Source organism: Desulfotomaculum sp. 1211_IL3151, from assembly GCF_036763075.1.
GTDB lineage: Bacteria > Bacillota > Desulfotomaculia > Desulfotomaculales > Desulfotomaculaceae > Desulfotomaculum.
Map to the genome: position 1 here is coordinate 18,232 of NZ_JBAIYV010000047.1, position 18,946 is coordinate 37,177.

17 protein-coding genes and 1 pseudogene are annotated in these 18,946 nt (G+C 43.0%); 6 read left to right on the forward strand and 12 right to left on the reverse strand.

Annotated elements, in window-relative coordinates:
• Positions 1 to 17: 17 nt before the first annotated feature.
• From cutD to V6C11_RS13330, 8 genes are all read right to left on the reverse strand, one after another.
• Complete coding sequence (cutD, locus tag V6C11_RS13295; RefSeq protein ID WP_333531678.1) at positions 18 to 977, reverse strand: choline TMA-lyase-activating enzyme; 960 nt, start codon at positions 975 to 977, stop codon at positions 18 to 20.
• 28 nt (positions 978 to 1,005) lie between these two features.
• Complete coding sequence (cutC, locus tag V6C11_RS13300; protein WP_333531679.1) at positions 1,006 to 3,552, reverse strand: choline trimethylamine-lyase; 2,547 nt, start codon at positions 3,550 to 3,552, stop codon at positions 1,006 to 1,008.
• Between the two features lie 41 nt (positions 3,553 to 3,593).
• On the reverse strand, positions 3,594 to 4,730 hold the full coding sequence (locus V6C11_RS13305; RefSeq protein WP_333531680.1) for a 1-propanol dehydrogenase PduQ: 1,137 nt from the start codon (positions 4,728 to 4,730) through the stop codon (positions 3,594 to 3,596).
• A 20-nt stretch (positions 4,731 to 4,750) separates the two neighbouring features.
• Positions 4,751 to 6,253: an acetaldehyde dehydrogenase (acetylating) gene (locus V6C11_RS13310; RefSeq protein WP_333531681.1), complete on the reverse strand. Its 1,503-nt coding sequence runs from the start codon at positions 6,251 to 6,253 to the stop codon at positions 4,751 to 4,753.
• A 50-nt stretch (positions 6,254 to 6,303) separates the two neighbouring features.
• Entirely contained in the window at positions 6,304 to 6,594 is a 291-nt protein-coding gene (locus V6C11_RS13315) for a BMC domain-containing protein (RefSeq protein WP_333531682.1), read from the reverse strand.
• Between the two features lie 29 nt (positions 6,595 to 6,623).
• Complete coding sequence (locus V6C11_RS13320; protein WP_333531683.1) at positions 6,624 to 6,923, reverse strand: BMC domain-containing protein; 300 nt, start codon at positions 6,921 to 6,923, stop codon at positions 6,624 to 6,626.
• Positions 6,924 to 7,061: 138 nt separating this feature from the next.
• Positions 7,062 to 7,328 carry a hypothetical protein gene (locus V6C11_RS13325; protein WP_333531684.1) on the reverse strand — a complete coding sequence of 89 codons (267 nt, stop codon included), beginning with the start codon at positions 7,326 to 7,328 and terminating at the stop codon, positions 7,062 to 7,064.
• Positions 7,329 to 7,332: 4 nt separating this feature from the next.
• Positions 7,333 to 8,421 carry a hypothetical protein gene (locus V6C11_RS13330; RefSeq protein ID WP_333531685.1) on the reverse strand — a complete coding sequence of 363 codons (1,089 nt, stop codon included), beginning with the start codon at positions 8,419 to 8,421 and terminating at the stop codon, positions 7,333 to 7,335.
• 373 nt (positions 8,422 to 8,794) lie between these two features.
• Between V6C11_RS13330 and V6C11_RS13335 the strand changes: the two genes are divergently transcribed.
• Positions 8,795 to 9,709: a phosphotransferase gene (locus tag V6C11_RS13335; RefSeq protein WP_333531686.1), complete on the forward strand. Its 915-nt coding sequence runs from the start codon at positions 8,795 to 8,797 to the stop codon at positions 9,707 to 9,709.
• 144 nt (positions 9,710 to 9,853) lie between these two features.
• Here V6C11_RS13335 and V6C11_RS13340 read toward each other — a convergent pair.
• The 4 genes and pseudogenes from V6C11_RS13340 to V6C11_RS13355 all read right to left on the reverse strand — a co-directional run.
• Positions 9,854 to 10,168, reverse strand: a pseudogene (locus V6C11_RS13340) (DMT family transporter); the annotation flags it as partial.
• A 29-nt stretch (positions 10,169 to 10,197) separates the two neighbouring features.
• Positions 10,198 to 11,097 carry a LysR family transcriptional regulator gene (locus V6C11_RS13345; protein WP_333531688.1) on the reverse strand — a complete coding sequence of 300 codons (900 nt, stop codon included), beginning with the start codon at positions 11,095 to 11,097 and terminating at the stop codon, positions 10,198 to 10,200.
• A gap of 346 nt (positions 11,098 to 11,443) precedes the next feature.
• Positions 11,444 to 13,492: an alkaline phosphatase family protein gene (locus V6C11_RS13350; RefSeq protein ID WP_333531689.1), complete on the reverse strand. Its 2,049-nt coding sequence runs from the start codon at positions 13,490 to 13,492 to the stop codon at positions 11,444 to 11,446.
• A 41-nt stretch (positions 13,493 to 13,533) separates the two neighbouring features.
• On the reverse strand, positions 13,534 to 14,934 hold the full coding sequence (locus V6C11_RS13355; protein WP_333531690.1) for an SLC13 family permease: 1,401 nt from the start codon (positions 14,932 to 14,934) through the stop codon (positions 13,534 to 13,536).
• Positions 14,935 to 15,393: 459 nt separating this feature from the next.
• On the opposite strand from V6C11_RS13355, the gene V6C11_RS13360 reads away from it, so the two are divergent.
• The 5 genes from V6C11_RS13360 to V6C11_RS13380 all read left to right on the forward strand — a co-directional run bounded on the left by V6C11_RS13360 (position 15,394) and on the right by V6C11_RS13380 (position 18,748).
• On the forward strand, positions 15,394 to 15,567 hold the full coding sequence (locus V6C11_RS13360; RefSeq protein WP_333531691.1) for a hypothetical protein: 174 nt from the start codon (positions 15,394 to 15,396) through the stop codon (positions 15,565 to 15,567).
• Between the two features lie 25 nt (positions 15,568 to 15,592).
• On the forward strand, positions 15,593 to 16,489 hold the full coding sequence (locus V6C11_RS13365; RefSeq protein WP_333531692.1) for a DMT family transporter: 897 nt from the start codon (positions 15,593 to 15,595) through the stop codon (positions 16,487 to 16,489).
• Between the two features lie 299 nt (positions 16,490 to 16,788).
• Positions 16,789 to 18,003 carry a thioredoxin-disulfide reductase gene (gene trxB / locus V6C11_RS13370; RefSeq protein WP_333531693.1) on the forward strand — a complete coding sequence of 405 codons (1,215 nt, stop codon included), beginning with the start codon at positions 16,789 to 16,791 and terminating at the stop codon, positions 18,001 to 18,003.
• Positions 18,004 to 18,031: 28 nt separating this feature from the next.
• Positions 18,032 to 18,373, forward strand: a complete 342-nt coding sequence (locus V6C11_RS13375; RefSeq protein ID WP_333531694.1) for a thioredoxin family protein — start codon at positions 18,032 to 18,034, stop codon at positions 18,371 to 18,373.
• A gap of 48 nt (positions 18,374 to 18,421) precedes the next feature.
• Positions 18,422 to 18,748: a thioredoxin family protein gene (locus V6C11_RS13380; RefSeq protein WP_333531695.1), complete on the forward strand. Its 327-nt coding sequence runs from the start codon at positions 18,422 to 18,424 to the stop codon at positions 18,746 to 18,748.
• Positions 18,749 to 18,946 lie beyond the last annotated feature (198 nt).

Genomic DNA, 18,946 nt, shown 5'->3' on the forward strand with positions numbered 1-18,946 from the left:
CCTCCGATCTATACCATTTAATGTCTGATGACTTCCACTTGCAGGTCATAACCCTTAATAAACCCTTCAATCTTATCTAACTCTTCTGCTTTGAAACTCAAGTCTTCCGTAATGGCATATTGCATATCCAATTGCCTGTATTTGTTGATGCCCAATTTATGATAGGGCAGCAAGTCTATACCCAGAAAGTTTTTATAGTATTTGAAAGTCTGTAGAAACTCCAGGGTTCTGCGGATGGTTTCTTCACTGTCATTCAATCCCCTAAGAAGGGGCATCCTGATTTTCACATGATAGCCCCGGCGGATGAGTTCCGTAAGGTTATCCAGAATACGTTCATTGGGTACTCCGGTTAGTTCATAATGCCGCTCCGAGTCAATGTGCTTAATATCATAGAGGAACAAATCAGTAAACGGAGCCATCAAGAGCAGGTTGTCTAGTTTTGTATAGCCAGAGGTTTCGATGGCTGTGTGAATCCCCAAGCGTTTACATTCCGTCAGTAAATTAGCGGCAAACTCCGGCTGTGCCGTGACTTCCCCTCCCCCAAGAGTGACTCCTCCACCTGAACTCAGGTAGAAGAGTGTATCTTGTTGGATGATTTCCAGAACCTCGGAAATGGTTTGGTCCGAGCCCACAACCGATAATGCCTGTTTCGGGCAAACAGTTTCACACTTTCTGCAACCAACACAATCAGTGGTTCTGTTTATTTTGTGCTTCGGGCCACCTGCTGCGTCCTGGAAATGATGGATTTGGACGGGACAAACAGGAATACAACTTCCGCAGTGAATGCACAGATCTTCTTTGAACATGACTTGGTATTTTCTTTCAAGTCCCTCCGGGTTCGAACACCATTTGCACCTTAGGGGGCATCCCTTAAAGAAAATTAATGTTCTGACACCTGGTCCATCATAGATGGAATACTTCTGGACATTGAAGATTCTTGCTTTTCTTTCCAAAATACTACCCTTTGCTGTACTCATAATTTGTCCCCATCCCTTTTAGCAAAACTTAAAAGTGATCCAACACGGTTCTGCTGATAATCTCGTCCTGTACTTCCTTGCATAGCTCTACGAAGTAGGCACTATACCCGGCCACACGAATAATTAAGTCCCGATACTTGTCCGGTTCTAGTTGGGCTTTCTTCAATACTTCGTTGTCAACATAACTGAATTGCATTTGACCATTGCCAAGGATGGAGGCCGTTCTGAGTAAGGTAATCAGGCCGTTTTCTCCTTCGGGCGTTTCCAGAATGCCTCGTAACAGTTTGAAGTTATGCACCATGCCGATATTCATTGCTTCGTTATCCAGTTTGCTAACCGATTTAATGATGGCAGTGGGTCCCAACTTATCGGCACCTTGTGTGGGGCTGATACCATCAGAAAGTGGTGTCCAGTCCAGGCGACCATTGGCTGATGCTCCGGTAATTTCACCAATGGGTGTGTTGTTGGAAATAGAGAGGGTACCATGGCTAAAATGTGAGTACAACATTTTATGGGAGCGGTGCACCCTTTCCGTCCAGGATACGAGGTCTGCAGCAATTTCATCCGCATAGTCATCGTCATTGCCATATTTCGGTGCACTCAGGCAATCGGTGCGCAGGGTTTCGTAGCCTACAAAGTTAGCAGCCAGGGCATCTCTCATTTGTTTCAGTGTGTATTTCTTGTCATCGAAGACCAGCTTTTTAATGGCTGCCATCGAATCCGCATAGGTTCCAAGGCCTGAGAAGATCAGTCCGGGTCCGTAATTGATCAGAGCCCCGCCGTTTGTAACATCGGTACCTTTTTCCATGCAACCTTCTACCAGCAAGGACATCAGGGGTTTTGGAGCAAGGTCTCTGTGCACCCGCTGGCTGATTAGGGTTCCGATGGCAGATAAACGGATAATATGTTCAATTTGCTTTTTAACTGCAGCATCAAATTCTTCAAAGGTTTTGATGTTGTCAAGCTCCCCGGTGTCGAGGCCTTGCATGGTTTTATGCCACTTCATCATGCCTCGATTCAGAACAAATTCAATGGCAATGGGCCACTGGGTATAACCGGTGGAGGTCCACTGATAGATTCTGCCGGACTTCTGAGCCTCAACGCAGCCCATCAGGCAATAATCCCTTGCATCTTCCATACTAAAGCCCTTGGCAAGCATCATCTTAATGTGACTATCATCAAAATGGCAAGCGGGGAAGCCAAGCCCTGCTTTAACCACATCTACAATTTTCTTTAAATACTCTTGCGGTGATTTGTTGTGAATCCGGCAAGCCAGGGACGGTTGATACATTTTGGTGAAGCGAACGGCATCCATGATTAGATAGGTCAGGTCATTGGTTGCATCACCACCGGTTCTCCTCTGTCCGCCAATTGTCAAGTTGACAAAGGGTTGATAGCCGGCGAAATATTTTGCTCCCAGTTCACTGGACAACCACATGACTTCCGAGCATTTAATAATAAAGCAACTAAGAAGTTCAAAGGCTTCCAGTTTGTTCATACGCCCAGCTTCCATATCGGCTTTGAACATGGGATAAACGTATTGATCCAAGCGTCCCAGAGAAATACCGGTCTGGTTTTCTTCCACATTAAATAGGGACTCCAGCGTCCAGATTGACTGAAGCGCTTCATGGAAGGTCCGGGGTGGATTGGCTGGTACATAAGTCAAAATATCGGAAATCTTATAAAGCTCTATCTTGCGGGCTGAATCTTGCTCCCTGTCTGCCAGTTCCCTGGCATAATCGGAAAGTCTCTTGGCATAGGCCAAAATTCCGTCACACGTCTCTATTTGAGCTTTGTAGAAGTAGATCTTATCAATGTCCTCGGGATTTTCCATTGATAATTTGCTTAGTCTTTCTACGGCTTCCTGTCTTGTACCATTAATGCCCTTTTTAATCAGGATTACGTCATAACCAGGGCAGGTGTCCCCCCCACCATTGATCTGGTGGTACGAAAGATCACTGACAAAGGCTTCACCCGAGAAGGACCATATGCCAGCTTCTTCATATTGTTGCTGGCAGATTTCATCCACGCTTTTACCTTCCCAGAAGGGAAAGATCTCTTCCCGTAAAATCCGCTTGTCTTCTTCGGTGATTTCGAAGGGGTCCTGGGGTCTGCTGGACATGGTATCCAGCTCGTCTCGAATCCATCTCCAAGCAATATCCGGTGATACTGCGCCGGCTCTGGCTTTACCGCAGGGATGTCCAACAATCAGTTCATCCTTTTGAATAACCAAGGGAGCTGTCTCACAAGCTCCTCTGAAGCATTTAGCCCGGAGCAGAATTTTAGGCAGCCCTGGGTTTTCTTTGGTCACTTGGGTGAAGGCCCTGGCCCGATAGATACTAACACTGGGTTTTACTTTTAGGTAGGCTGCTTTCAATCGCTCCAAACGTGGTGTCAGCCCGTTAATTTCCCCTTCAAACACAGGGGATTTGGTTTCCGTATGATTGGTTACAGGACGGTTTGTGGACAATTCTTTGGAAATGCCCTGGAAAAGTTTCATGACGGCTGCGGTTTCTTCCGGCGATAAGTGTTTTGTGGCATCCGCAAACCGATTGGTAAACTCTTTAATATCCAACTTTTTTCCTCCCTTTCCCTTTATTCAGGTCCTTTGATTTCTTAAAACGACTTTTTATAGATAGCGATTAAATCTTCCCTGGATGGTTGCCTGGGATTGCTGGGAGTGCACCGATCATTCAGGGCCAGATCTGCCATATTATCAAGCTGGTTCTCAAATTTGCTTTTATCAACGCCTAATTCTTGGATGCCTTTGGGGATACCCAGGGCTTTGGTCAAGTCTTTGACGGCCTGCAAGAAATTAATTGTCCCTTCTCGGTATGTACGAGCAGGTAATTGCAACACCGCGGCTAACTTGGCATACTTTTCAGCTACACTTTTCTGTGCTTTGCTGCTCAAATTAGCGTTATATTCCAGCACTGCATTCAGCAGCAGCGCGTTGGACCGCCCGTGGGAGATATGAAAGATTGCTCCTAAAGCATGGGCCAAGCTGTGGTTGATCCCAAGACCCGCATTTGTAAAAGCCATACCGGCTAAACAAGATGCCTTTTGAATACGCTCTCTGGCACCGGAATCGTTCGTGTCGTGATATAAAGTCTTGAGATCTGCAAAAATTAATTGAATTGCTTTTTCCGCAAGGGCATCTGTACAAATGGTTGCCTCGGTGGAAACATAGGCCTCGATGGCATGTACCAAAGCATCGATACCCGTATCGGCCACCACCTGTTGGGGTACGTGCTGGATGCAAGTAGAATCCAGTATGGCGATATCCGGAGCCATCCAGTCATCTACGAGGCATACCTTTTCGCCTTCTGCGGTAATCACAGAGAAGTTGGTCACTTCGGAGCCTGTCCCGCTGGTGGAAGGAATGGCAATAAAGAGCGGTTTTTTAAACTCCTCCCCAGCTGCTTTGCTGAACTGCCATAGGGAGTATAAAATACCTTTGGCAGCATCGATGACAGAGCCCCCGCCCAAGGCCACGATGGTATCTGCTTGGGTTTCCAAGTAGCGCTTGATCCCTGCGGCAATGACTTTCACATCTGGGTCAGGGCGTACTTCTGTAAAAACTTCCGACTGTATCCCTGATTCCTTAAGATAATCGATGGTTTTCTGGAGATAACCTAACTTTTCCATAATGGAATCCGAAACAATAAATGCGCAGGACCCTTTAACCTCTTTCAGAAATTCCATGGAGCCCTCATTAAAATAAATCTTGGGTTTAAGAACAAATTTTTTCATTGCTGCTATTCACCTCAACATCATCCGTGCTGCTTTAGGTGCTCAATTAACCTTTCCAGAAGTTCCTCTAAAGCTTGTGCATCTTGCGTTGCTTGCTGCTTGACCAAAATTTGATTGCCGCTTATTTCAGTGACTTCCGCCGACTGAACCTCTTTCGCTAGATCTTCCATTCGTCGCACACCATAGCCAACTTTTCGGATGTTAATTAGGTTCATTGGCGAGACATTATCCGATGTAATGCCACCACCTGCTGCACCGCAACCCAGGGTTAAAGCAGGAAAAAGATTGGTTGTGGCCCCTATTCCCCCTAAGGTGGCTGGCGTATTCACCAGTATTCTGGATACCGGTTTTTTTAGAGCAAATTCTTGAATCACATGCTCATTCTTCGAATGGATAACCAAAGTATGTCCCAGTCCTTCATTCACCAGCAGCTCAATACACTTTTCGCAGGCATTCATCCAGTCCTTTTCCACATAAAATGCCAGCACCGGGCAGAGCTTTTCTCTGGAATAGGGATTGCTGGGAGATACATATTTTTGTTCTGAAATCAGCACCTTGGTATCTTCCGGAACGGTGAGGCCGATTGTTCGAGCCACCTCTTTGGCAGACTTTCCGACAATTTCAGGATTGATACTGCCATCCCGGAGAAAAAAGAACTTACTGAGTCTTTCCGATTCCAAGACCGACAAGAAGTAAGCACCCTTTCGCTTCAGCTCTTGCCTTACTTCTTCGGCTATGCATCCCTCGGCAACGATGGATTGCTCCGAAGCTGAGACGATTCCATTATCGAAGGTTCTGCTGGCAATAATATCTGCCACGGCCTTTTTAATATCCGCAGAACGCTCGATAAAGGCTGGTCCATTGCCGGGTCCACCATTAATGGTCGGCTTTCCTGATGTATGTGCCGCCCTAACCATTTGGGGCACCCCTGTAATCAGGATGAGTGCTGTGTCCTGGTGGTTCATCAAAGCAACCGTACCGTCAACCGCCAGTGTTTGCAGATAGGCAATGGCCCCGCTGGGCAAGCCACTTTCCTCGGCCGCTCGTATTAAGATATCCAGCACCTTGCCAATGGTTTTTTTAGCCTTAGGATGAGGCGAAAAAACAATGGCATTGCCCGATTTAATGGCAATCAAGGTTTTATATATTGTGGTGGATACCGGGTTGGTGGAAGGTGGTACAGCCACAATCACCCCCACAGGTACACCAATATCCATGGTCTTATTTTCTTTGTCCTCGGCAATAATGCCAACCACTTTCATATCTCTAATTTTTTTATAGATAAAATCACAGGCAAAAACATTTTTGATAAACTTGTCCTGCCACTTGCCAAATCCCGTTTCCTCCTGGGACATGATGGCAAGTTCCTTGGCATGCTTATAAGCCTCTTGGGCCATCTGCTCAACAATTTTATCCAGTTTCTCCTGTGGAAAGGTAGCCAGTATCTTTTGTGCCTCGCGGGCATTTTCCACAAGAATCCGAGCCTCTTGGACGGAGAGCAAATCATTGTCAATCCTATTCATCTCTCAATTACTCCCCCCTTGCCATCCGTAAAAATATAGACATTTACCATTTAATAGTCGAGACTGTACCTGGCTATAATCTTTTGTATGTCCGCATGCGGCCTGGCAATGACCAGGGAACTATAGATCTTACCCACCTTGCTGGCTTCTTTGATGCCCGCCTCCACAGCCGCTTTCACTGCTCCCACGTCACCACGCACAACAACAGAAATTAAACCAGAAGCCACATTTTCATACCCAATTAATTCCACATCCGCAGCCTTGCACATGGCATCCGCAGCTTCCAGTACTGAAACCAGGCCAAAGGTTTCTATGAACCCTAAAGCGTCATTTTTCTCCATGCGGCTTCTCCTTCCAAAATAATCCATGTTTATTCCGCATCAATGTCATGCTTCGAAACAATCTTGCCTACCCGGCTGATGGGGCGTGGCATGACGTGAGAGGCCGTTAGCTCACCAATGGCTGCCGCCGCTGCCGCACCACTTTCCACAGCTGATCTCACGGCTGCCACATCGCCTTTAACCATGACCGTGACAAGCCCGGAACCCACATTTTCATAGGAAACAAGAACAACGTCAGCTGTTTTAAGCATGACATCCGCCGCTTGAATGGCAGGCACCATGCCTCTTGTTTCAACGAGACCCAAAGCTTCTTCGCCAGAGTATTTCATCGAAGCAACTCCTTTTTCCACATTACTCCACTATCCAACCCGCCAAGGCATATCTATCTCAGAAAAATAAGTTCACGTTTTTTCAACTTCAGGCAGGATCAGCCAAAATTACCGTCCTGCCTGAAAAAAGAACGATGGCTAATCAGGGATGTAGCTGTTTATCGTTGCCGCTCCTTCTTCGTGTGCGCGGTAATACACTCTTAGTTCTCCCTTTTCGTCAAGATCAAATCTTGTTTCTTCCAGGAGTCCATTAGCCTCGCCTGTCATGATGGCTTCAATGACAGCTGGTTTTTTCAACGCTTTGTAATGGCCGTACTCTCCCTTTAACGCTTCGATCACATCGTCGGCACAGGCTTCCTTCACCTTTGTAAAATGCTTTAATATAGCGTAGTTCAGTGGTTTCATTGGCCTAGGCCTCCTTCCTTCTGAATAAGTCTAACGGATTCATCGCAATGACCAAGATACCGAATGCCATCACAACCGCCGCCGCCCAGGCGATGGGTGGCAGAGACCAGCCCTCTATACCAGCAAATACACCAAGCACCATCCAGCAGAAAAACGGTCCCCAGAAAGAAAACGCACCATTACAGGCCATGCCTAGGGCCGCACCGCACATGCTATTGCCCTTATACCATAGGCTGTATGCGAATACAGCGAAGAAACCACTGACTATAAACCAACCGATTGCTGGGCCGCTTGTAACGGCTTGTACTGCAAGCGAAGGGGCAAGACCGATATTTCCCGCCATTATCGCAAAAAGCGGAACCAGGATGATCAGATTGGAAAGACCAGAGGTGCTCTGACGAATGGTAATCCCAATCTCATAGTCGATCATGGAGGTTCCATAACCTGCCACACAGCCTTCCAATCCCCAACCGAAGGCACAGATAAAAGCGATACAGATTCCAAGGAGCAGATTTTCCGGCGCATCAGCACTCATGCTTGTGCTGCCGATCATTAAAGAAGCGATGAAGCAGATTGCAATGCCAAGCATCATACGGGGAGTAAGCTTTTGCTTGAATAGGACTCTTGCCAGGATTGCCCCGATGGCAGGACAAAGAGCAGTAATTGGAATGATGATAGACCCAGCCATTTGAAGGGCAACAACATATGCCGTGCTTGAAATGGGTCCTCCTATGAGGGCTGCAATGATCATCATTTTGCCTGGCTTTGTTTTCAATGTCCTGAAATAGTCGCCCAGCTTTCCTTTAAAAGCGGCAATGCCCATGCACCAGAGGGCACTTATGGTGTCGTTCAGGGCACTACCCAGGGATCCTAGCATATACGTAATCACAAAGGCCGAAAGAGCGACAGTATTTGCGCCATACCAGTCCGCCCAAACCCCATTCGCCATACCCAAGGTCAAAAATGCGGAATAAAGCCCGTAGCACATGCCGGAAAGAATTCCAACGATAACTCCTTTTTTGAAAAAATTAGCAGACAGCTTTTTTTTCGCAGCAACCGCGGCTGCATTGGCAGGAACTAAGGTGTTGTTCATAGAATAATTCCTTTCCTTTGCTTATAATTTGGCCGTTATCAGTCTACTCACCAAAATACCGGAAGGCCCTTTTAAAATTGACTGATAATTCGCACTGTAACTTGTTGTTTTTATAATAACGCATGCAGAAATTATTATTTTGAATAATCAATAACTATAATTAGTACTTTTATGTCCAATAAAATTTGGTTATTGTATTAAAGTGACTTTGTTGAATAATTGAGACAAAAGGCTGATTTGACAAAAAACTATTGAAATTTATTGCCAGACCAATATGCCGATCCAAATGCATTGATTTTGTTCGTTTTTTTTGCTAAAGTAAGCTTACAATATCCTAAAATCCAATTTTAACTAACTTGGTGGAGTAACATATATGAATATGGAAGAATTGGTCCAACAAAAGCTGCGTTATGTTTTTCAAGATGAAAGTATTGTATTCGATAAATCCCGCTTTGCCGGTGGGCTTACCAATTACAACTACATAATGAACATTAAGGGCAGCGAATATGTTATCCGACAACCCGGCGGCATGACCGAACAAATTATTGATCGTAAAATGGAAATGATCAATAATTGCATTGCTTCAGAGTTTGGCGTAAACTCGGATTGCTTTTACTTTGATGAAGATAGCGGCGTTAAAATCAGCATCTACATTAAAAATAGCCAAAACATAGCTCAGGCCGATCCGGGTTCCCCTAAAAACTTGGAAGCTGTTGCCAGCTTAATGAAAAGAATTCACTCCTTTTCAAAGCCCTTTCCCAACCGCTTTGATTGGCAAACGGAGCTGGCCAAATACGAACGGATCATCCATCAACAACGCGGCGACTTGTTCTTCGATTACAAAACGTTTAAAGAACAATTGGTCACTTTTATGCAAAAAAATATTAAGAGTACAAGCTTGGTCCCCTGCCACAATGACACCGTGCCTGAAAACTTTATCATCGACAATTCCAGCAGAACCTATCTGATAGACTGGGAATATTCCGGCATGAATGATCCCTGTTGGGATGTGGCAGCCTACATCCTGGAATCTAAACTTTCTGCTGACGCCATTCATGCTTTAATTCAAAACTACTTTGGACAACCACTAACCCTGGAAGAAGAGTTCAAAATAAAGGGCTTTATGATGGCTCAAGATCTACTCTGGACAGTCTGGGCTTTAATTCGGCATTACAATGGTGACGACTTCTTGGAATACTGTACGATGAGATATGAGCGCTTCCGTAAAAATATCAAAGCGATCACCACATCACCCCACTGTTCCATTGCCAGTATGGTTATCAGTTAACCCTGACCGTAATAAAAAAACATGCCTCAACCCCGCCAAGGGTTAAGGCATGTTTTTTGCTTATGCGATTGTTTCCTATTTATTCGCTTGGAAAAAGCGATTGCTATTGTCCTGAACTGTACGTTCGGTATTCTTTGCCTCACTATGGCCGGGTCCATACATATTCAATACAATAACCCCAATGATAATTAAGGCAATGCCTGTAACACTGGCAAAATTGACTTTTTCCTTCCAAATTAATATGGATATGATGACAGTTGCCACTGTCCCTAACCCAGACCAAATGGCATAGGCAATATTTAGTGGTATTGTTTTAAGCGATAAGGACAAAAAGAAAAATGCTAGGGTAAAACCTATTAGCAGCCCCACCGTAGGAAATAATTTAGAAAACCCATCGGAAGCCTTGAGTAGAGATGTTCCAACCAGTTCACATACAATTGCAAGCATTAAATAACTCATGATGATTTCTCCTTAATTTTTCCTGATTTCTACTTAACCTCACAGCAGGTAGATTTTATGCCCTTAATTAATTCTTTTTCTACCATGGAGAGGAGATGCCGATTTGACCATATGATTACTATCGTAATTTCTAAAGCAACGTCACGGATAGGAATCGTTACAATCTCACTGAACTTAGCATATTCTTCCGCCATTAAATGCGGTATAAAGGCAACACAATCCCCGTGTAATAAGATCTTTTCCAGCATTTCTAAATTGTCTACTCTGAACAAAACATTGATATCGCCATATTTTCTTAGGATACTCGATATACCACAGTTCGTTACATACTCAGTATTATATAGCACAACAGGCTGGGCTAGGGCCTCTTCTAAGCTTATTGTTTTATTTTTGGCAATGGTATTATCTTTACCTGTGATTAGCGTTAGTTTATCATTAAGCAGATCCCTAATATTAATATCCTTTGCCTGTAAAATTTCATCTGTCTTCAAAGTAATACCAAAATCGGCTTTACCTGCCTGAATGTCTCGGAATATATTATTGGATTCTCCTACCTTAATAAATATGTCTACCTTCGGGTGGTTATATTTAAAATTGGTAAGCACTTCCGGCATAATCGTTATATTAAAACCTGGTTCTACAGCCATCGAAATATTTCCCTTTAGTTCCAGGTTGTTAATCTTGGCGATTTCCTTAATCTCTTCCACTGTATTTAAAATATATTTTGCTTTATCGATAATGGCTTCCCCAATCTCAGTTGGATAGGCCCCTTGGTTTGTTCTTTTTAACAGAAGAACGCCTAATTCATCTTCCAATTTACTAATGGATGCACTGAGAGCCGGTTGAGAAATATGTGAACGCTCTGCGGCCAAAGATATTGTTTTAGATCGGTATATCTCAACAAGATAATAGAGTTGTTCTAGACGCATTCCATCACCTCTGTTTTTTCTTTGCTAATGATTTAATATTATACTCCATCCCTAAAACATTATTATAGCATTTTGATATTTTCCACTGACTCTTGAGATCCCTTTTCCTTTTTAACCCTTACCTCAAATAGAATCCTTAAAAATTATGCCCGCTATGAGCAAAACCTATTGCATCGTAATTTTTATGAACTTTCTTAATGTTATCACCCTTAAAATTTTATACTTTTTGATTGTGTTGCAAAACCTCCTGGACATATCCAGGAGGCCTATCCCAAATTCGATTCATGGCGTTGCTGTACGCTATTAAGAAGCAGCTATCCTGCTGATAGCTGCTTCTTAATATTTATTAAACTTCTTCTGTGAAAATCTGGTAAATTGGGGCACCTTCGCATTGGGCAGGATAACGTAAACCTAGCAACGCTGAGACGGAAGGTGCAACGTCAACTTGCCGGATGATACGATCTGTTGTAAAGCCAGGCTTAATACCAGGTCCTGCCGCTACGAAGATCGGAGAAACGGATGAATCATGATAACCTTCCGAAGTTGAAATACTATCGCCATGCAATCGGGTGTGTCCTTCTTCAATGGAGAAGAAAATATCACCACATTCTGGTCCATGGGTACCAATTAACACCGCGTCTTTGTTTCTTAGGCAGATGCCTACGACACGTCTGCCAGTTCTTTCATCTCTGTAATTATACAGGTCATTGATGATTTGCTCTTCTAACTCATACTTATCCTTGGGATCCACAATGCCGTACTTGTCACGGCCTTTGAGGTTGATATAAATATAGTTGCTGCGAATCTGAATTGCTCTGGTCTTTTCCCAATCCACTTCTCTTAGGGTATTACCATTTTCATCTTTTTTCATAACGGTATAGCCCAGCTTTTCCATAACTTTCGTATTGAGGCCACCGTACTCACCTAAGATAGGAGGTACATTCTCCCCAACGATGAGGCCATGGTCACTAACTAATAATATAGTCCATTCTTCATCCAGTAAGTGCATGAATTCACCGAGGTAATCATCTGTCTGCAGGTAGAACTTTTCAATAAATCCTTGATAGGTTACTTCATCTGTATGAGCCCATTCTGGCAGTGTCTTAGCCAGGTGCCATAACTGGTGTCCAGCACAATCAATATTGTGCAGGTGGGAGAACACTACTTCATAGCCTTTTTCCTTGATAAGGTAGTTCATGCAATCAGCTTGCCATTTGTTGTACTGCACCCAAGAGGGCTCAAAGATTTCGTGAACTAACTCGGCATCTTCACCACCGATTAAGCTAACAGGCGGAACTACGCCAACATGATCAACGATTTCTTGAAAGAGAGTTTTGGGGTGCCATAACATGTCATTGGCAATGTCCAAGGCGTTACTAATCCAAAGTCTAACTTGAGTACCTGCGGGATCCAATTCCAAAATCTTCATAGAACGGCAGGCAGGCTTGGTTACTTCCTTCTTGGTAACATCATCGATTATTCCAGCTACCATTTCACCTTTTTTGATGATCGCAATGGGGGCTTCTGCCTTCTTATTCTTATAAATAGCCACACGGTCATATTCGCCGGCATCATTCTTAAGAATTAAGGCCGGACGTCTCATTACACCACCAGAAGTTAGGATCGTGAATTCCTTTGCGCCTTCGGGAGCATTGGTCCAACCAGCAGCATCTTTAAGCGGAGAGTTAACAATGTCATAGGCTACCTTGCTGCCAATAACAACTTCAGTATCTTCGTCATCCATAACGTAGGTACGAATTTCGCCACCTTGACGAGCTGTATCGCCCCACCACAGTTCCATCATTTCATCATCAACATCGTTGTCCAAAGTGTCTTCCAGGTCGGAAATGATGCAACCAACACCGGCTGGTTTATCCACCCTTGGTGCATAACGAACTTCTTTAATATCAGCATTCGCAACAATTACTTTTTCCCAGTCAAGCTGTGCAACACCCATATTAACAGAACCGGGCTGTGTACCATCCACAACACTCAGATTGGGGCTTTGAGAGGTTGGGGGCCAAGAGCTCCCGGGCCAGTGCCAGACGAGGGTCTTCATCCCTGCTTCCGTGGTGATATTCCAAATTTGTTCTGCGGTACAATTACGAGAGTCCATATTGTAAACTACTGCATCGAGACTTTCGGGGGATTGTCTCCAATAACAAGTGATACCATGGGTTCCAGGGTATGCACCGGTAGCAAGGGTTGTCCAACAAGGAGGAGTAATGGTAGGAATTGCTCCGAGTAACTGCAAATCTTCTCTAGCAGCTCCACGGTTAATGAATTTCTGTAAGTTCGGCAATTTACCCTCTGCTAAATATTTTTTGGTAATTCTTGGGTCCATGCCATCGACGCCTAATACCAATAACTTATTGGTAAGTGCTGTTCTTTTCATTACTTCGTTGCCCCTTTCTTTTGTCTATAGTATAAAATTCTTTACACAATGCCCAATACTTTCCACCAGGGAATCAGTATAAAGAACACTAATAATGAAGCCAATACCATCTTAGTTGTCATAATCTTGATAAAATCAACCATTTTGATTAAACCAAAGGCATAGAAAATGAGGTACGTAAGATATTCATATGGGAATGCAATCTGGTCAAGACCTACATAAAGTGCATACAGTGCACCCATCGGATTCATATTGAGGCCTGCCGCAATTTGCGCGATTGGTTCTGAAAAACCTGCTAAGATAGCAAAGGGTGTGAGCAGGAAGTTTAGTATAACCCCTACCAGATAGATAGCACCAAGCACCATGCTAGAAGATAGTGGCTCTAAAATTGGTACGATTGCTGCTGCTAATATTTTACCGATGCCAAGATGACCAGAGGTAATGCCAATACTTAGGCAAGCAACACAGAAGAATACCATGCTGAAATCAATCTTCTTAACGTCATCATCAATTCCTACATTGAAACCTGGCAGATACAACATCCAAGGAATCACAATGAAGGCCCAGTCAAGCTCAATATGATGGAGACTGCCAGTAAGCATAAAGGCAATTAGGAAAACGGTTACTACGGCACCCTTCTTTTCATCCGTGCTCATTGGCCCTAGCTTTTGATACTCTGTAGCAAAGAACTCTTTACCCGGTAATTTTTTGGTTGGCTTGAAAATTTTAGGCAACATGTAAACAAAACCAAAGATAAACAAAGCATATGGAAGCATTTGAATAAGGAAACCAAGCCAAGTCAAGGTAATGCTAGAATCTACCGTATGAGCAGCATTAAGCATCAAACTCATGAAATAAGGTGTATAAAGGAAGACGCATGATGCACCGGCAGAAAAAGCACCTACTAACATAATAATCGCAGAATCAATGGATTTACCCAGATCGAAACTCTTACATAAGCCAAAGGTAAATGCGGCCATAATAACCCAAGCATTTCCACCTGTTGCGGTATTCAAAACGAAACCAGCAATCAATACACCATATAAGAGGCCGTAATAACTACCACCCACTCGGAGGATTGTCCAATATGCAATTCTTTTTAATAAACCTATCCGATCTAACACATTTGCCAGCAAATAACCGCCAATCACTACTGTCGGCATTGTCATTGTCCAGGCTGAATAGGCTACTTCCATCGGAACTAAACCTGAGACTAAATAGCCGACTGGGAACATCATCGAAACTGCCATCAAACTCATTAGTTCGAATGCCACTAATAATATACCTAAGGTTGTAACAAATAAGAACATTTTAACTTGATAGGTATAAAGGGCAGTTTCGGGAAGCACTAAAATTACAATTGGGATAATGATTGTCACAAACCATTTCAAGTAGGCGGCTACATTTATAGGCTTGTCCCCCATAACCGGAACATTTTTCATAAATCTCCTCCTCATAGTGTACCCTTTGTTTGTGATGGCCATCACTTTGCGGTCTTTTGTGTTAGTACTTAACTTCACTAACCGACTTCATTATAAAAATTATGTCGAATTCTGTACAATACCGACTAGTTATACCCGGTATAAGCAAAACATATATGGGACTTTAACAGTCTAATGCCAATGTTTACTTGATATGCGGGCCAAAGGCATCAGTAGACAAGCGCCTGCCAAACAAAGTCGGTGTCAAAAGGATGAGACTGAAACATAAAAGCGGCCAAGGCCCTTGGTAGGTAAAAGCGGTGACGGGTGGTTTGATCATTTAACCACCTCCATTATAGCTATTCGTTATGCCCCTATAATTGTTATATATTTTACAAGCACTCAACATTCTTTTTATAATTGTCATGTGAACGAGTGTACGAGCTAAACCATTTCTAGAGGAAAGGGGCTATTTACGAAATGACGTCAAAGGATCTACAGCTACTGGTGCTGCGTATTGAATTAGGACTGGAACGCCTTGTAGACATGTCAAGCAGCAATGGTAAAAACGATAGCCGAATTAATAGTTACCGTAAAAGGTTAGACCTGCTAATTGATCAACTAAATAAAGAAAAACACTCTCATGCCACCTAGTTACAAGAATACTGGAGGTATGGGAGTGTTAAATGGTTATTACTTCATATTATTTGCTGCTCTGGGCTATGCCACACTGCCAATTTTAAATAAAGTTGGCTATCAACTAAATATGACCATGGATATTCTTCTTACATTACGTTTTTTTATTGCCAGTGTTATCCTTTTTGTCATTCTGACTGTGGCAAAAAAGCATAACCCTAGCCAGATAAAAAAGCAATTGCCAGGATTGATTGTGCAAGGTCTATTATTTTTTGGCTGTTCTTATTGTTATACTGCCGCGGTAAAATATTTGTCTGCATCCATAACTAGTATTTTGCTGCATGCTTATCCTGCTATGGTTGTAATTATTATGGCACTCTTTTTCAGTGAGAAAATTGACACCAAAAAAATCGCATCATTACTTCTATCGTTTCTAGGCTGTCTAATGGTCATAAACATTTTCAATGATCACTTTCAATTAAATTGGAAAGGCATTGCCTTTGCGCTAGGGTCCGCATTATTATATGCTTTTTATAATATTAATGGTCAGTATTTAACCGCTAAGTTAGATCCAATCGCTATTTCTGCTTATGTCATGTTGGTATGCAGTATAGCAACTGCCATCGTCTATCCCCCTACGAGCCTAGTAACTGCCGGCTTAGGAGTATCAAGTTGGTTAGTAGGGCTAGGAACAGCCGTAGTATGTACCGTTGTACCGACTATTTTTTACTTAAAGGGTATCTCTGTTCTTGGTGCTAGTAAATCTGCCATCGTTAGTACCATTGAACCAGCTCTTACCATCCTATTAGCTGGCGTAATATTAGGTGAGATACTTACAATCACGCAATTACTTGGGGGATTTCTCATTATCGCAGGGATTGTAATACTACAAATTAATAAACAGTCCGTTAATTATTCCTACTCAATCGATACCCCTTAATTGTCCGATCGAGGGCGCACTCCAATCGTTGCATGTCATTCGCAGGTAATCATTCATTGGGTTCCTTTGAGGATACCGGCTTGGAACCTATGCTTGGCAAGACCTTATGGGACGGATATGAAACACTAGTGCTTATACCGGGTATAAGCACTAAGTATTTTACAAGCAGGTGTGTGATTTTTATAATTTAATTGCACGTGAATATAGTAACATAGCCATGTTGCGTGTGCCGTAATTTATCAATACCTAGAGAAATAAACAAAGAACCCTTATTAAAATTAATCTAAGAGGTGAAGATAATGTCAGTTTATGATTTAATTATTATCGGCGGAGGACCAGCAGGTCTTTCCTCTGGCATCTACGGAGCAAGAGCTCGCATGAAAACAGCTATTTTAGAAAAAGGTGCTGTGGGAGGTCAAGCCTTTACCACCCGTGAAATTGTGAATTTTCCTGGTTTCAAAAGTTCATCTGGTCCAGAGCTAATGAGAACGATTGCAGGCCATGCCAAAGAATTTGGTGCAGAAATTATCAAGGCAGATGTCACCCAAGTGGATCTAAGTGGTGACATTAAGCTGATCCATACAAAAAAAGGTCAACAATACCAAGCTAAAGCAATCATCCTAGCACTTGGCTCCCAGCCACGCTTGTTAAACATTCCTGGGGAGAAGTCCTTGCGCGGAGCCGGTGTATCTTATTGTGCCACCTGTGATGCAGAATTCTACACGGATTTAGATGTAGTAGTGGTAGGAAATGGTGATGCTGCCATTGAAGAGGCTATGTACATCACCAAGTATGCCCGTAAGGTAACCGTCATTGTTTTACATGATGTGGGCATCGTTGACTGCAACAGAGCCAGTGCGGAAAAGGCCTTTAATAACCCCAAGATTGAGTTTGTTTGGAATTCCGTTATGGCAGAAATTAAAGGCAAGGGCGAAGTGGAGTCCGTAGTAATCAAAAATCTTAAGACCGGGGAACTGACGGAGTTACCAGCTCACGGCGTTTTTATATATGTAGGAATGATACCAGGTACAGAATTCCTCAAAGGTAAAATTGAATTGGATGAAAGAGGCTACATTATCGCAAACGAGCAAATGGAGACTTCGGTGGATGGCGTATTTGCAGCCGGTGATGCTCGAGTTAAATACTTGCGTCAGGTAGTTACAGCGGCTAACGATGGTGCCATCGCTGCCGTATCTGCTGAAAGATATTTGGATGAGGAGCAAAGTTTTAAAGAAGAGGTAGTTAATGCTGACAAGCCTGTAGCACTGGTATTTTGGAGCCCTGCCAGCAATGAAAGCATTGATTTAGCAAGTAGATTGGAGGCATTAATCGCTGCAACGGGTGGCAAATATAAGGTAGTAAAGGTGGATGTCTCCCGTAAGAAACGCATTGCCCAAAAGTATCATGTTACGACTACACCTTCCATTCTATTGCTAGAAAAAGGCGAGCTATTATTGCAACTTACTGGTAATGTGGATGATAAAACCCTTAAATCACAATTAAAACTACAGTAAATATTATCTGGGGAGGCGGTTGAAGACCATGGGCTACGAAACATTCAAACGTCTAAACACACAAAACTTTGACGATCTTATCTTTGATAGCGACACCCCCTCCCTGGTATTTTTTGCTGCAGAAAGATGCGATATCTGTAAGGAATTGCTTCCTATTATTGAAGAGTTTGTGAGTTATTATGCCGGCAAACTAGAGGTTTATTTTGTAGATGTGGATAAATATGCTGAGTTGCACAAACGTTTTAGGCTAAGGGGTATCCCCCAATTGCTCATCTTCAAAGATCATGAATATAAGCGTCGTATTGGCGGTTTGCATGAAAGAGAAGATATGATCGAGATGATAGACAGCATTATTAATGAGACCGAATAAAGCTTATGATTCGGTTTGAAATACTTTACATTAAGAGGAGTGAAGAATATGTCTTTACAGCAATTAAACTCAAACAGTTTTGAAGAAATCATCTATGATAACGCAGAGCCCTGCTTGGTCGTATTTTCAAGAAAAAACTGCCACGTATGTAAAGAAGTTGTTCCGATGTTAGAAGATTTACAACCTAAATATGAAGGAAAGTTTGGTTTCTATTCAGTTGACGTAGAAGAACAAAAAAACCTTTCTCAGAGATTCTCCCTAAGGGGAGTTCCATCCATCGTTTTTTTTAATGAGGGTGAGCTTCAAGGGAAAATGGCAGGAAACGTTGAAGAAGAACAAGTCGAAGAAAAGATCACAGAAGTTCTTGGAGCATAATTCCTATCTTAAAAGTGTAAATTAAATGGATCTTATTTAACTATTTACTTAGAATTATTCTGCCGAGAATGGGGGCTGTCGCAAAACGTTCAATTGAAAACGTAGGGCGACACGCCCTTTTTTATTTGTGACATAAAAATTATTACATCTACGAAAGTGAATTTTACCATTTAGGCCCCGATTTGGGCACAACAAAAC